Origin of the sequence: Bacillus sp. KICET-1 (assembly GCF_027721405.1) — a bacterium.
Classification (GTDB): Bacteria; Bacillota; Bacilli; order Bacillales; family Bacillaceae; genus Bacillus; species Bacillus velezensis.
Genome location: NZ_CP113515.1, coordinates 2,996,986 through 3,013,109, shown reverse-complemented (window position 1 = coordinate 3,013,109; position 16,124 = coordinate 2,996,986). Strand labels below are relative to the sequence as shown.

The following is a 16,124-nucleotide window of genomic DNA, read 5'->3' as shown; positions in this document are numbered from 1 at the left end:
GTACCGGCCGTTTTTAGAAATTCAATTCGATTTCGCTTGCAAAGTGTTCACTTTTGTTTACTTTCTCACTTAATTGAATTTCTTTTAAAGGAATCGATGGGTCTTTTATGATTGCCGACAGAATCATGGCGTAATCCTTGCTCAGCGTAGCGATGGTTTTCTGTTTGAACAGCTTCGTGCAGTACTCAAAGCTTCCTTGTATCTCGTGCGGATTCATCACGAAGGTCAGCTGCAAATCAAATTTGGCCGCCGTATTTGTTTGTTCATATGGTCTGACCGCGAGAGAGTCCAATTCGATATCCGTTTGTTCCGTATTTTGCAGAACAAACATCGTATCGAATAACGGATTACGGCTTAAGTCCCGTTTCACTCCCAATTTCTCAACTAATTCTTCAAAAGGATATTCTTGATTTTCATAAGCTTTCAGCATCGTTTCTTTTGTTTCCGTTACATAGTCCATAAAGGTCTTTTCTCCAGCCGGGGCCGTACGGATGGCCAGCGTATTCACAAACATCCCGATAATATGCTGTAAATCTTCATGCATTCTTCCCGCAATAGGCGTACCGACGACGATATCTTCCTGACCGCTGTATTTGGCCAGCAGTATGTTATAGGCTGACAGCAAGATCATGTAAGCGGTCGATCCGGTCAATTCTTCCATCTGTTTTATCCCCTGGACCACGGTCTCATCGAGAGCGAAATTGTATCGCTTGCCTTCAAAGCTTCGAATTCGCGGTCTGGCAAAATCTTTCGGCAGCTCAAATGGCGGGAGTTCCTCATGAAATACGTTCAGCCAATAGTTCTCCTGCCTCTTGATGCGTTCCCTCTGCTCCGCCTGCTGCTGCCATACAGTGTAATCTTTGTATTGAATCCGGAGCGGGGTTAATTCTTTGCCGTCATACAATTGAATCAGTTCTTCAACAAAAATATTCATAGAAGCGCCGTCTGAAATGATATGATGCATGTCAAACATGAAAACATGTCTGTCCTGTTCTAATTCGATGAGTCCGGCCCGAAGCAACGGAGCCTGACTGAGATCGAAAGGCCGCACGAAATTGCGGAACAGCTCCTCGACCTGCTCATCAGCTGCTTTGTACCTTTCTATAGAGAAATCCGCCTGCGGCTTGATCACCTGCACCAGCTCTCCGCGGACCATTTCAAATCCGGTTCGTAGCGATTCATGGCGCTGGATCAGACTTTGGAACGCAGATTGTAAACGATTCATGTCCATCCTGCCTTCCAATGTCAAAATCCCCGGCATGTTGTAACTTAGTTCTCCGCCTTCAATTTGTGTAGACAGGTAAACCATCTTTTGCACAGAAGATACAGGATAAACATCTTTGGCTTCTGCAACAGGGATTTCATCCGGTCCGCTGGTTTCCGCGCCTGCAATGACCCTCGCTATTTCTTCAATCGTCGGGTATTGAAACACTTCTCTCAATGAAATGCTTTTGTCGAATTGCTTATGGATCTTGGTAACGAGCGTCATCCCCCGTAACGAATGCCCGCCGAGATCGAAAAAGTTATCTTTGACGCCGACTTGTTCTACCTTCAATACTTCTTTCCAGATGTGAACCAGCTGCTCTTCCGGCTTTGTCCTTGGAGCAACATAGTCAATCCCGGTCTGCAAGCCTGCTTCAGGCAGCGGTAACGCGCTGCGATTCACTTTTCCATTGGAGGTTAACGGCATTTGCTCCAGCTGCATCAAGTATGAAGGAACCATGTAGCCTGGTATTTGATCGGAGAGTTTTTCTTTAAGCTGATTGATCGGCAGTGACTTCTCCCCTGTAAAATAGGCATACAAATCGCTTTGCCCCTCTGCATTTTCTCTGGCCAGGATCACCGCTTCTTGTACATGCTCGATGTTGAGAAGAGCGGCTTCCACCTCGCCAAGTTCGATCCGGTAACCGCGAATTTTAACCTGATGATCCTTTCTTCCGGCATATTCAATGTTTCCATCCGGCAGGTAACGGGCAAGATCGCCTGTTTTATACATCCGCTCTCCGATTACAAACGGATCGGCCACAAACTTTTCACCCGTTAATTCAGGCAAGTTCAGATACCCTCGTCCTACTCCGTCTCCGGCGATGCACAGCTCACCCTTTACACCTATAGGCAGCATCCGATCATGGGAATCAACAATATACACACGGTTGTTGCCCAGCGGTTTGCCGATCGGCACGTAACCGCCGTCGTCAGCGGATGCCAATGTCCCCGGTACGATATGAAAGACCGATGCATCCACACAGGTTTCCGTCGGACCGTATACATTGGTTATGAGCGGCATTGATGACCCGTTCGAAGCAAACAATTCAAGCAATTGCGCCGCCGTCGCCTGCGGGAGCGCCTCTCCTCCAATAAGCATGTGGCGGATCGTTACCCCATGAAGGCTGTCTGCAGCGATAAGCAATTGCAAATGTGACGGTGTTCCGTCTGTTACGTCAATGCGGTGGGTGCGATAATAGTTTGACAAGGCATAACCGTCTGATACTGATGCTTTAGGGACGATATACAGTGCATGTCCCCCTAACAGTGCCGCGAAAATTTGCTTGACCGATGCGTCGAAATAGTACGGTGCCAACAGAGACACACGCAATCCCGAATCATAAGCACCGTACACTTGTCCGCGGAGCCCCTCCATCAAATGAAGGACCTGGCGATGCTCAATCAGCGTGCCTTTTGGCTTGCCGGTTGTGCCTGATGTGTAGATCACATACGCCAAGTGATCCGGTCCGGCTGCCGTCACCAGATTCGAGCCGTCCCCGCTGTTCATTCGTTCGTCATTCAGCAGTAAAATCTCTCCGGCAAAGGATACACGATCTTGTAAATGGGGCTGTGCCAGCAGAACCTTTGCTCCTGAATCCTCCAGAATATAGCGGATGCGTTCCTGCGGGCTGTCCGGATCCATCGGCACATACGCGCCCCCGGCTTTCAGGATCGCCATAATCCCCACGATCATTTCCAGAGAACGTTCTGCCAGAATACCCACAGGCTGGTCAGGCTGCACGCCTTCGCTTCTTAAAATCCGCGCCAGGCGGTTGGCCCGCTCATTCAGCTCACGGTATGTGAATCGGCTTTTCTCGTAAACTGCGGCCGTATGTTCCGGCGTGCGCTCCGCCTGCTCCTCGAACAATTGGTGAATTGTTTTGTCCCTTGGGCAGTCTATCGCCGGTTGACCCCATCTCTCCACAATCTGCTCTTTCTCCTTCGCGGTGATCATCTCCAGCGATGAAAGCGGCGCCTGCGGATCATTCGCAATCGCCTCGATCAATTGGATAAAGTGCTTTGCCATGCGTTCCGCAGTTTCCTGCTTGTACAGCGCTGCCGCGTAACTGATCATACCTGTAATTCCGTCTTCATTTTCTGCCGCTTGGAACGTCAGGTCGAACTTCGCCATCGCATGGTTGTCCGGATAAGGGGTAAAACGCACATCATCGAGGCTCAATTCTCCCCGTTCTGTGTTTTGCCATATGAACATCGTGTCAAACAGCGGATGGCGGCTGAAATCCCGGGACACATTCAGCTTGTCCACCAGTTCGTCGAATGGATACTCCTGGTTTTCGTACGCTTTTAATGTATGCTCTTTGACTTCCTGCACGTACTCCCGGAATGTTTTTTCCCCGACCGGATTCGTTCGTATCGCCAGTGTGCCCACGAACATGCCGATTAAGCTTTCCAAATCCGAATGGGTTCTTCCGGCAATCGGGCTGCCTACTACGATGTCTTCTTGCCCGCTGTATTTGGCAAGCATGGTCGTATAAGCAGCCAGCAGCACCATGTACAGCGTGCTTTCGCTCTTCACCGCCAAGCCTTTCAGCTGTTCCGTCAACTCCGGTCCGATGACAAACTCGATTTGTCCTCCTTCAAAGCTCCGCGCAGCCGGTCTTCCGTAGTCGGTTGGCATATCCAGCACCGGAACCTCTCCGCTGAACACATCCAGCCAGTACGCTTCCTGTTTCTTCATCCGTTCGCTTTGCATATCCGACAGCTGCCACGCCGCATAATCTTTATACTGAACCCTTAATGGCGGCAATTCTTTTCCTTCATATAATGAAACGAACTCTTCAATCAAATTCTTGATAGATACGCCATCGGAAATGATATGATGCATGTCAAACAGCAGCAAATGGCGGTCTTTTGCAAGCTCGATCAGTCCTACCCGCAGCAGCGGCGCTTTCTCCAAGTCAAATGCCCGCACAAACCCATGAACGAGGGCTTCCGCCTGTTCTTCTTTCGCCTGAGTGAATTCCACTGCAAATGGGACGTCGTCATAAATCCGCTGCACCGGTTCTCCATCTATCAGTTCAAAGCCGGTACGCAGCGTTTCATGGCGCTGAATCAGCTTGCGGATCGCCTTCTCGACAAGTTCCCGATCCAGAGCTCCATCGGCTCTCATGACACTCGGCATGTTGTAGCTCAGCTCTCCGCCTTTCAGCTGATTCAAAATGTACAGCCGTTTCTGCGCCGAGGAGACGGCATAGTATTCTTTTGCTTCAACGGTCGGGATAGATGTATATGCTGTGTGTTTCATTCCGGTAATCGTTTCTGCCATTTCATCAATTGTTGGCGATCGGAACACTTCCCGCAGCGGCAGGCTGACCCCCATCTCTTTGTGCAGCTTCGCTGTCAGCGTCGTTGCCCGCAGCGAGTGACCGCCGATGTCGAAGAAATTGTCTTTCACGCCGATACGCGGAAGTCCAAGCACCTCTTTCCAGATATGCGCCAGCTGCGCTTCCGCCGCTGTACGGGGAGCAACGTATTCGCCCCCCGTTTGCACGCCTCCTTCTGGTGCCGGCAATGCTTTGCGGTCGACTTTTCCGTTTGCCGTGAGCGGAATCGATTCAACAAAAGCCCATTTCACGGGAATCATATAGTCAGGAAGGTTTTTGGCCAGATCTTTCCGTAATGCTGAAGGATCAGTCGCTTTTGAGACGCTGCAGTACGCGCACAATTCATTTTCACCCAAAGCGTTTTTTTGAATAAGGACGGCTGCTTCTCTCACCGCCGGGTGATTGGCCAATATGACCTCAACTTCTTTCGGTTCGATCCGGTAGCCCCTTATTTTCGCCTGATCATCAATGCGGCCGAGGTATTCGATTTGCCCGTCCTCACGCAGCCTTGCCAAATCTCCGGTGCGGTACATAACGGCTCCCTCTCTGAACGGATCAGGCAAAAATTTCTCTCCCGTTAAAGCCGGGTTATTCACATAGCCTCTCCCGGTATTTGCTCCGGAAATATACAGTTCTCCCGCAATGCCCAAGGGCTGAAGCTGTTTGTTCTTGCTGATGACATACATATTGTTATGGCATATCGGTTTGCCGATCGGCGGATATTCAGGAATATCATCTCCCGGTTGAATGGTATACGTCGACACTACATGAGTTTCTGACGGACCGTAATGATTGTGCAAATGCAAGCCGTGTGTGCGGAGCACTTTCTGAAATAAACGGGATACTGTTAATTGTTCTCCTGCTGTAATCAAATGCTTCACACAGCGTGGAAATGAATATGCATAGCTCTCTTCGTTAAAAAGCATTTTGGCAAAAGCAGTCGGGAAAAAGACGATGTCCGTCTGATGTTTATTAATAAACGAAAACAGCTGAGCCGCGTCCCGCTTTATTGATTCAGGCACGATGTGGAGTGTGCCGCCGCTGAGCAGGGCTGAAAACAGCTCTTGATAGCAGACGTCAAATGCCGGAGATGCGTATTGAAGCACATTGGTTTTGAAATCGATGCCTGAGTTTGTAAATTGGTCATACAGCAAATTGGCCATATTTCTATGTTCAAGCAGCACACCCTTCGGTTTCCCCGTCGTTCCTGATGTATAAATAACGTAAAGCAGATCCTCCGCCGTGTTTATCGTCTGCACATTGCTCCCGTCCGGTTCTGTCTCCGCTTCTTCTATGAATGTGACAATCTGCGTTGCTGCCTCGGGGACTGACCGGTCTTTCTCTGTCACAACATGAGTGCAGCTGCTGTTTTCAATGATATAGCGGATTCGTTCGGCAGGATGGCTCGGATCAATCGGAACAATGGCACCGCCCGCTTTTAAAATGCCTAAAACAGCAATCGCTAATGATGGTGAACGCCCGGCGATCACAGCCACCGGCTCCTGATGCTTCACACCTCGCTTACGGAGAATCCGCGCCAGTTTATTGGCCGTTTCGTTCAGCTCTTTGTAAGAAATCTCCGCCCCTTCGTATTGAATTGCGATTTCTTGCGGCGTTTGTGCCGCCTGGCGTTCAAACATAGTATGAATCGTTTCGTATTCAGGCTTCTCTATTCCCCCGGAAAGCGGAGTGAGCAGCTGTTCTTTTTCTTGCTGCGTCAGAAGTTCCATTTCTTCTATTTTGACAGACGGCTGCTGCAAAATTTGGTGAATGAGCTGTTCAAAATGTCCGCGAATCCGCTCTGCCTCTGATAGTCCATATTCATTTTGGTTGAAATCAAAATGAATGGTGAGTTGTTCGCCAGGAATGACAACTACATTAAAATCGTAATGAGTATGTTCTTCTATATGGAAATTCACGATATTTAAATCCGCAGCATCATGACCCTCTTCGACTTGCTGCCCTATCGGATAATTTTCAAAGATCATGATATGATCAATTAAGTTTTGCTTTTGTTCCGTTTGGGCCTGAATTTCGTATAAAGGATAGGTATCGTACGATTGGGAACCCAGCGCGTTTTGTTGAACCATTTGCATCGTATCAGCAAAAGTGCTGTCTTCATCGCAGCGGATGCGAACCGGAATGGTATTGATGAACAGGCCGATCATCTGTTCCACATCAGGAATTTCCGCCGGCCTTCCCGACACAACACTGCCGAAGACAACGTCTGCGGACCCGCTGTATTTCTGTAATAAAACTCCCCATAACGTTTGGATCAACGTATTTAATGTAACCTGATGCTGATTTGCGATCTGCTGTAATTGTTTTGTCTGTTCGTGATTAAATCGGCAGATCACATTGGCATAGGCGTATTCTTTTTGTTCATGCTGCTCTATTTTATGAAGAAGCGTGGTTTCACCTTTATATCCTTCAAGATACCCGCTCCAGTACCGCTTTGCCGCTCCCTGATCTTGGCGGTCAAGCCACTCGATATAGTCGCTGTAAGGAGCTGCCGATGACGGTTCTGGTTCCCTGCCTTCCTGTAAGGCGCTATAATGATCAAACACTTCCTTCGTGATAAGAGACAGGCACCAGCCATCCATCACAATATGATGGAAGCTCCAAATCAAATGATATTTGCGGTCTTCCATACGGAAAATCGCTATGCGCATCAGCCGATCCCGAGCCAAGTCAAATCCTTTTGCCTTATCTTCTCTTTGATAGGCTGCGATTGCATCCTCGCGCAGGTGCTCCTCTCTATCACGCAAATCTGCAAAATGAATTTGCGGTGTTTGCGTTTTATAGACAATTTGTAAAGGAGTATCGTTCCAGCCGCTGTAAAAACGGGTTCTGAGCACGGCGTATGTTTCAAATAATCGTTCAAGGCTTGCTTTAAACCAATCAATCTTTAACTCTCCCTGCAAATCGAACGATGCTTGTTCAAAATAAGAACTTGAGGCCTCGTCCAGCAGGCTGTGGAAGAGCATTCCTTTCTGCATCGGAGTGAGCGGATACACGTTTTCAACCTCACCTGCATGCGGCAGTTGAATGAGGAGCTGATCCAATTCGTCAATGGACATGCCTTTTAACAAAATATCGCTTGGCGTCAGTTCCGATTGTTCTTTATGAACGCAATGCGTAATGATGGTCCGCAGGCGGCTTTGAATCGTTTCCGATAACCGCATGATCGTTTCTTTTGCGTACTGTTTGCTGCTGTAGCTGATCGTAAGCTTCAGCCGGCCCTCGGTGATCATTCCGTTTATATTCAATACATACGGTCTTTCTTGATTTCCGCTTGAGTCTGAACCGCAAGAATAAGAAGATAATTGAACCCCATGCTGCTGTAAATCTTGGTCAAACTGTCCCAGGTAGTTAAAGCTGATCTCAGGATTGAGTTTCGATGGCATTCCGCCGCTTAAGTACCTTGCTATTCCATATCCGATCCCTTTATGCGGAATTTGACGCAATCCTTCTTTGGTCGTCTTGATATAATCAGAGATTTCTTTGCCCGGCTGCGCGTGCAGCACAACCGGATACAGACTTGTAAACCACCCGACCGTGCGGGAGATATCTATATCCTGTATAATCTGTTCTCGGCCGTGTCCCTCTAAATGAATCGGAATTTGTTCCAGTCCTGACCAATGCGATATGGAAAGACCCAGAGAAGTTAAGAGCAAATCGTTTATTTCCGTGTTATAAGCGCGATTCGCTTGTTTTAATAAGAGCTCCGTTTCCTCTTTCGTCCATTCCACAGCTGCTGTTTCACTGTCTTTTGCAGTTGTATGGGTTTCATGAAAATCTTTAGGCAGCGGTTTGACTTCGGTTTGTTCGATCTTTGTCCAATATTCCTGTTCTTGTTTTATGGTTTCACTTTGCGCGTATTCTGACAGTCTCTTAGCCCATAATTGGAAAGAGTCTGTTTTTTGCGGCAGTTGAATCACTCGCCCGTTCTCGGCTTGCTTGTAGCCGCTAACGATATCTTCCAGTAAAATGCGCCATGAAATCCCGTCTATAATCAAATGATGGATGGCAATGAGCAGATGATCTCCATTTGCGCATTGAAACAACCCGGCTTTCATTAACGGCCCATCACTTAAACGCATACTGCTTTGTATCTCATCAGCCTTGACTTCAATTGTACGCCCCGGATCGGAATCTTCTTTCAGATTCAGGACGTCTAAGCGGTACAGTCCGCTTTGGGCGATTTCTTCATTCTGTGCCTCACAGCCATTTTCCGTAGTCCGGAACGTCATGCGGAGCGCATCGTGATGTTCAGCAAGCTTTTGAAGGGTTTGACGAAGCTGCGTTTCCTGAAAACCTTCCGGCGCATGCAGCATGACGGCTTGATTGTAATAATGCTGATCTGTCGTTATGTGATCAAAGAACCAATGCTGAATAGGAGTCAGGCTGACTTTTCCTTTGACCTCACCTTGATCGGCTATACGCAGATTCTGCTTGATATGCGGACTCAATTCTGCAATTGTTGCATATTGAAACAAGTCTTTGATTTCCATTTTGTATCCTTGCTGATTTAATCTGGAGGATACTTGAATGGATTTAATGGAATCTCCGCCAAGATCAAAGAAATTATCAAGAATACTGACGTTTTCAGCGCCTAATACCGATTCCCAGGCAGAAACTAATATTTCTTCCGCTTTTGTTCGGGGAGCTTTATACTCTGCTCTGTCCTGCAGCTCGAAATCCGGAGCAGGCAGCCCTTTTTTGTTTATTTTTCCGTTAGAAGTTAAAGGCATTTCATCAAGCTCGATAAAATAAGCCGGAACCATATAACTTGCAAGGGTTTGAGACAATTGTTTCCGGAGCCGGGCTGCCGTTGTTTGCCCGCCGCTCACGTAATATGCACACAATTGTTTAAATCCGTGGACGTCCTCTCTGGCTGTAACGACAGCTTCCTTGATCGCTTCTTCTTGAAGCAGTGCCGCCTCGATCTCGCCTAATTCGATACGATAGCCTCTGATTTTCACTTGTTCATCTATTCTGCCCGCATATTCAATGTTTCCGTCCGCCAGCCACTTCGCCAAATCTCCGGTCTTATACATCTTCGCTCCGGGCTCAAACGGGTCATCGACAAATTTCTCTGCCGTTAATTCGGGACGGTTCAAATATCCTCTTGCCACACCGGCGCCGCTGATATAGATTTCTCCCGGGACACCGATCGGTGCGGGTTTCATATTTTCATCAAGAACGTAAATGCTCGTGTTTGCCGCAGCGGTTCCGATCGGTACCGATTCCCGTCTGTCCTTTGCGGCATCATAACGGTAAATCATGCAGCCGACAACGGTTTCCGTCGGTCCGTACTCATTGCATATTTCAATCCGGCCTTCGAACTGTTCATGAATGCTGCGGGCTAACCGGGTGCTTAAGTTTTCCCCGCCCACAATCATTCTTCGGACAGCCGTTTGATCGGCAATGTTCATTTCTTTCAAAACCTGCAAATGGGCCGGGGTCAATTTAATGATATCCACCCTCGGGTCCCGCACAATCGATTCAAGCAGAGCTGTTTTATCCTCTCCGTCATAGACGATGATTGCATTGCCTGTGACAAGCGGCGTGAAAATAGAAGTCACCGTCAGATCAAAAGAAATTGACGAATACAATGGGAAGTTGGCTTTCTCGCCTTTTACATAAACCTCTTTCGCCCACCAAATATAATTGGTCAAGCCTCGGTGCTCGATTAGTACGCCTTTTGGCCGGCCTGTGGAACCTGACGTATAAATGACATATGCCAAATGGCTCGCATTATTTATCGGAGCAAGGTCAGAGTCATCTTGGTGATAAGAACTTTCATCATCAAGTAAAACCGTGGCGCCTTCATAGGCAAGCTGTTTCCTGACATCCCGCTGCATTAAAACGATTCCGGCTTGGGAGTCATCCAGCATATACCGGATGCGGTCTTGCGGATATTCCGGATCTATAGGGACATAGGCTCCGCCTGATTTTAAAACGGCAAGGATTCCGACCACCGATTCGATGCTGTTTCTTGTGATGATGGCTACAGGCTGATCCGTCTGCACTCCTTTCGCTCTTAACGTTCGCGCCAGGCGGTTGGCCCGCTTATTGAGCTCTCCGTACGTGAGCTGCCTATCCTTATCAATGACGGCTGCTTGATCGGGCGTACGCTGCGATTGCTCTTCAAATAATTGATGAACCGGCGTCTGCGGAAACGGCGCGGCCGTGTCGTTAAGCGTCTGCAGAAGGGTTTTTCTTTCGCCTTCCGTTAACAATTCCGCTTGATCCACCCGGATATCCGCATCTGTCACGACTTGATGCAGGATTTGCATGAAATGTTCCCGAACCCGCTCTATGCTTGCCCACTCATACACATTTGCATTGTATTCAAAAGAGATGTTCATCTCGTCGCCCGGTATAACGGTCAAATTAAAATCGTAGTTGGTCTGTTCTTCCATTTGTACGTTGGAAATTTTGATGGATGTTCCGTTCTGGCGGCCTATACTTTCCATATACTGATCAACCGGATAATTTTCGAATATCATTAAATGTGTAATTAAATCTTGCTTTTGCGTTGTACGCGCTTGAATATCGTACAGCGGGTGCGTCTCAAATTGTTGAGACGCTACAGCCCTTTCCTGCGCCTCTTTCATAAGCCCGGCAAACGTTGTCCCGGCTTCACACCGGAACCGGACGGGAATGGTGTTAATGAATAAACCGATCATGGTTTCCACGTTTGGAATTCCAGCAGGTCTTCCGGATACAACACTTCCAAACACAACGTCCCGGCTTCGGTTATATTTTTGCAGCAAAACCGCCCATGCTGTCTGCAGCAGCGTGTTCAGCGTGACATGATGCTTGCCTGCCGTCCGCTTCATTTTCGAAGTGAGATCGGAGCTTATGTCACACGCCACTTTTTCAGGAACGTATCGTCCGTCTTCCGCTGCATGGTGATCCTTAGGAAGGCCGGTTTGCTCCTCATATCCCTCCAAGTACTGATCCCAATAAGCCGCGGCCTCTTTCGCATCTTGCCGGCCGAGCCATTCAATATATTGACTGTACGGAGTAATTGATGATTGTTCAGGCTGCTTTTGCTGAAGCAAGGCAAAGTAATTCTCGAATATTTCTTTTGTAATCAGCGGCAGGCACCAGCCGTCCATCAAAATATGGTGGAAACTCCAGATAAAACGGTATGTTTTTTCATCCGTACGAAGGATGAATAACCGCATTAACGCGCCTTTTTCTAAGTCGAACCCCCGCATCTTATCTTCTCTGGCATACTGCTGAATCATCGCTTCTTTTTGTGATTCCTTCATCTCTCGTAAGTCATTGAATTGAAAACCGATTTTTTTCGTTTTGAATATGATTTGGAGCGGCTGATCCTTCCAGCCTCTGTAAAAATTCGTGCGGAAAATGTCATATTTTTGCGATAAGCCGTCCAAGCTTTTTGAAAATGAATCAATCTCCAGATCTCCATGCAGATCAAACATCGTTTGCTGAAAATAAGCACCTGAATTCGGATCAAATAAGCTGTGAAACAGCATGCCCTTCTGCATCGGCGTTAATGGATAAATATTTTCCGCTTCGCCTAATTCACGCGTCTGCTCCAAAAGCTGTTCCAGTTCGTCGATTGAGATATCTTTTAACAGGATGTCACTTGGTGTGAGAGAAGTCTGCTGCCGGCTTACGCAATGCGCAATGACTTCTTGCAGACTTTCTTTCAACCCCCGGGCAAATTGCGCCATAGTAGATCTTTCGTATTGTTTGCTGCTGTAGCTCAGTGTCAGTGATAATGTCCCTTCGGCAATCATGCCGTTCAAATCAAGCACGGCCGTTCTCTCTTGGTTTTCGTTCATTGATAACCCTGTGGAAAAAGGCGAGATGCGCAAAGCCTGATGCTTCAGGTCTTGGTCAAATTGTCCCAAATAGTTAAACGATATCTCCGGATTCAGCCGCAGGCTGTCGGCTTCCGGATGCCCGGATATATATTTGATGATGCTGTAATTCATTCCTTTGTCAGGGATACGGCGCAGCCCTTCTTTTACGATCTTGATCCGCTGCGACAGGTTTTTTCCGGCTTCCATCCTCAGGACGACAGGGTACTGGCTTGTGAACCATCCTATCGTGCGGGAAATGTCAGCATCCGGAATAATCGGTTCTCTCCCGTGGCCTTCCAAATTCACGACAATGTCTTCCGTGCCTGTCCACTTGTGAACAGCCAGCCCTAACGAAGTCAGCAGCAGATCGTTGATATCCGTGTTGTAGGCGCGGTTCGCATGTTTTAATAATTGCTCCGTTTCCTCTTTTGTCCATTGAATCGTCACTTCTTCGCTGTCTCTTAATAACGATCTTTCGCTGATAGTGTCCTTAGGCAATGGCTGAGGCTTTATACTTGAAAGCTCAGTCCAATACGCAATCTCCTCTTCCATATCGGTTTCCGCCGCATATTTGGACAATTGATCGGCCCAGAATGGAAACGAATCTGTTTTTTGCGGGAGCTGGATCGTTTGTCCGCGTTCTGCCTGTTCATAACCGCTTGCAAAATCTTCGAGTAAAATACGCCAGGATACTCCGTCAATCAGCAAATGATGAATTGCAATCAGCAAATGATCTCCGTCCGGACATTGGAACAAACCGAGCTTCATCAATGGCCCTTTGTCTAATACCATGCTGCTTTGAATCTCATTCGCTTTATCGGCAATCGCTTGAGCCGGTTCGGTTTCCCCTTTATAATTCATCACTTCCAGATGGTATAGTTCACTTTCATCTGTTCCTGTAATTCGCGGAGCGTATCCATCCGGCGTTTTTTCAAAAATCATCCTCAAGGCATCGTGATGCGACGCGATCCGTTCCATCGTCCGGCGAAGCGGAGCCTCTTGAAAGCCTTCCGCCGAATATAACATGACGGCCTGATTGTAATGGTGTGCATGCGGCATTTTTTGCTCAAAAAACCAATGCTGTATCGGGGTCAGCTTGGTTCCGCCATTCACTTCTCCTTGATCAGCCACCCTGCTGACCGGCGCTACAAACTGACTAAGTTCAGCAATCGAGGGGTGTTTAAACAAATGCTTCATATCAACCTTGTATCCGGCTTGATACAATCTGGATGACACCTGAATTGATTTAATCGAATCTCCGCCAAAATCAAAGAAATTATCCAGAATTCCTATACGTTCTGCCCCTAATACTTCTTGCCAGATGGACGCCAGCAGTTCTTCTATTGTGTTCCGCGGGGGTATGTATTCGTTTTCCGTCCGCGTATTTTCGTCAGCAGCAGGCAAAGCTTTCAGATCAATCTTTCCATTGGAAGTGAGCGGAATGCGTTCCAAAGGGATAAAACGGGAGGGAATCATATAATTCGGCAGTTCCCGGGATAAGTCTTCTCTGAACTGCGCAGCGGTCAAAGAAGCCTCGCCGACATAATAGGCATACAATTGTTTGGCCCCGTCTGCGCCTTCCCGCGCGACGACTGCGGCTTCACGAACGTTTTCCAGGTTGAACATAGCTGCCTCTACCTCGCCGGTCTCAATCCGGTAGCCGCGAATTTTCACTTGATGATCAATCCGCCCTAAATATTCAATCCGTCCATCTGGCATCCATCTGGCGAGATCCCCCGTTTTATACATCTTTTGACCAGGGACATGCAGATGCTCCACAAATTTTTCCTCCGTCAATTCAGGCCGATTGAGGTAGCCGCGGGCCACTCCCGCTCCTCCGACATACAGCTCTCCCGGTACGCCGATCGGCTGGATTTGATGGTGCGCTCCTAAAATATAAGCTTGATGGTTGGCCACCGGGCTGCCGATTGTGATCTGTTCATCAGCGGACTGAACAGGGTGAAATGTAGATACCACGCTGTTTTCTGTCGGTCCGTATTCATTATTGATCCGAATGCGAGGCTGCAGAGAATGCAGCTTCTCAACTGTATCTGTTTCCAGCTGCTCACCGCCTACAACAACATGCTGAACATGGATGAAATCCTCTCTGTTCATCTGTTCGATCATCGTTTTCAGAAGACGGGGAGAAGTTGAGAAATGAGTAATTCTCTCTTGTTTTATGGCATTTTGAATGGCGAAAGTTTCTTTATTCTCTTCATTAGGCAAAAGGTGCAAAGTTGCTCCCGAGATGAGCGGGCCGAAGAAATTTAAAATGAACGCATCAAAAACATACGGGTACAAGACAAGCACGCGATCCGCCGGAGAATGCTTAAAAAACGCCTTCTTCCATTGGAGCGAGTTTACAATGCCGCCGTGTTCAACCATGACCCCTTTCGGCTTTCCTGTAGTACCCGACGTATAAATGACATAGGCTAAATGGCTGTGTTCCGCTACTGGTGATAACAATGAGCAATCGGCATGGTATGATGTTTCATCATTCAAATCGATCACCGGGCCGTCAAAGGCGAGACTGTTTTTTAAATGATGCTGAACAAGGAGAACGTCTGCATCCGCATCATGAAGCAAATATTGAAGCCGCTCTTTTGGATATTCAGGATCCAGGGGCACATAAGCGCCCCCTGCCTTCCAAACGGCTATAATGGATACGATCATCTCTAAAGAACGATCAGCGAGAATGGCGACTAACGTATCGGGTTGAACCCCGCAATTACGCAATGTTCTTGCCAAACGGCTCGCCTTCTCATTCAGTTCCCTGTACGTCAAATGGTCGTTTTTAAACTTGACGGCCGCATGCTCAGGCGTTCTTTCTGCCTGCTCTTCAAATAATTGATAGACTGTTCTGCTCCCGGAGAAATCTGCGCCGGTGTCGTTAAAATCAAACAATAGCTTCTGTTTTTCCGCTTCCGGTAAGATCTCTGCCGTATGGATCGCGGCTTGAGGCTGAAACAGGATCACAGACAGCAGCTGATCCAAATGGGATACAATTTGATTGATATAGCGCTCATCGTACAGATTGCCGTTATAAAAAAGTTTCAAATGAATCCCGTTGTTCTCCAAATCAAAGTGAAACAGCGTATCGGCTGCAGTATCTTCTTTAAATTGCAAGGAATGAATTTCGTTAAGCGAAACGACGGTATGAATCAGAGGCATATGCTCGTCATTGTATTGCACGCTCAGATGCCGGACCATTTTTCTAAACGGCAGGTTTTGATTTTTCAGAGAATCATTAACGGCTTCTTTCAGCTGCCCGAATACGGTTTTAAATGTGCTCTCATTTGAAAGCGTATTTTTTAAGAGAACAATGTTGTTAACGGCTGACTGGCCGGCTTTTTGCTTCGATACCGTCGGAATGCCAAGAATCAGGCTCGTTTGATCCGTATATTTATATAACAAGCATTCAATACCCGCCAATAAAATCAGATAGGCCGCCATATCGGAATGATTCGCCATTGTGATGATTCTTTGAGATACTTCCGGAGATAAGGAACGGCAGATGCATTTTTCCTGGTAGCCGGTACGGGCCAACGATGCTTTATCCGCTGCTTTAAAGTAAGGGAATGCGCTTAGGCCGTCTTCTTCATCAAACAGGTTTTCCCAGTACGTTTCTTGAGTTTTAAATACCGACATTGGAGCACCTCATTTTATA

The 16,124-nt window shown here is 47.6% G+C and carries 1 protein-coding gene; it reads right to left on the bottom strand.

The window, feature by feature from the left end:
* Positions 1-13: 13 nt before the first annotated feature.
* Positions 14-16,105 (bottom strand): bacillomycin D non-ribosomal peptide synthetase BamB, encoded by a 16,092-nt coding sequence (gene bamB / locus OVA33_RS15375; protein WP_128974091.1) that lies wholly within the window; start codon positions 16,103-16,105, stop codon positions 14-16.
* Between the last annotated feature and the right edge of the window lie 19 nt (positions 16,106-16,124).

Coding starts and splice junctions, on each gene's coding strand:
- bamB (WP_128974091.1), bottom strand. CDS start 16,105: ATGTCGGTATTTAAAACTCAAGAAACGTACTGGGAAAACCTGTTTGAT.